We start from the raw sequence: 937 nt of genomic DNA on the forward strand, positions 1-937 counted from the left end.
CGCCAGCGCCTCCGCCAGCCGCGTGAGGCCTCCGAAGCGGCCGGCCAGCAGCGGGGTGGTGGCCTCCGGCGTGGACTCGTCCACGGAGATGCGGGTGGCCATGCCGCCGTCGCCCGCCGCGTAGAAGACGCCGTCGACGCGGCCGTACTTCGCCTCCGCCACCTGGAGCGCCTTGTCGAGCTGACCGGGCACGCCCGCGTCCGCGCGCAGCGCCAGCACCTGCGCGCCCGCCTGCTCCAGCGCGCGCAGGCGCTCGATGGCCCGGGACGTCGCGTCCTGGCGTCGTGGCCCCGCGCGCCACGCGTCCCACTCGCCGGGGGCGGGGAGCGTGCGGCGCGACAGCAGCACGAGCTTCGGCTTCACCGCCTGCGTGAGCTGCTCCGCGAGCGCGAGCCCCACCCGGCCCAGGCCGCCGACGATGACGTAGACCCCGCCGTCCTTGAGGCCCGCCGCCTGCGCGGTGCCGGCGTCCGTCGAGGGCGCCGCGCCGGGAAGGTCGATGGACTCGAACGCCTCCACGTGGCGGTACGGGCCGCGCAGCGCGACCACCGCTTCCTTGCCGGTGGCCAGCTCCGTCACCAGCCGCTCCAGCCACGGGCCGGACGCGGACTCGTCCGGCGCGGGCCAGGTGACGTCGACGGCGCGCACGGTGAGGCCGGGGTACTCCTGGGGCAGCACGCGGCTCGCGCCCACGGCGGCCGCCTGCCAGGGCAGCAGCGGCTCCTCGCCCGTGACGTCCTGGGCGCCGGTGGTCACCACGTCCAGCGTCACGGGCGCCTTCGCCGCGCCCGGGCCCACCGCCTTCGCCAGCGCGAGCAGCCCGTGGAACGACGTCGCGAGCCCCGCCTCCAGGTCGCGCGGCCTCCTCACCAGCGCCACAGGTACCGCGACGTGCGCGGGCGGCTCCGACGTCCTCCCGTCCCGCAGCCGCGTCCTA

General features: G+C 77.6%; 1 protein-coding gene. It reads right to left on the reverse strand.

Features of this window, described 5'->3' with window-relative positions; all coding sequences use genetic code 11:
• A partial coding sequence (locus ACLEQD_RS44330) for a KR domain-containing protein (RefSeq protein ID WP_410391921.1) occupies positions 1-937 on the reverse strand: 937 nt, incomplete at both ends.

Source organism: Corallococcus sp. 4LFB (genome assembly GCF_046520365.1).
GTDB classification, from domain to species: Bacteria; Myxococcota; Myxococcia; order Myxococcales; family Myxococcaceae; genus Corallococcus; species Corallococcus caeni.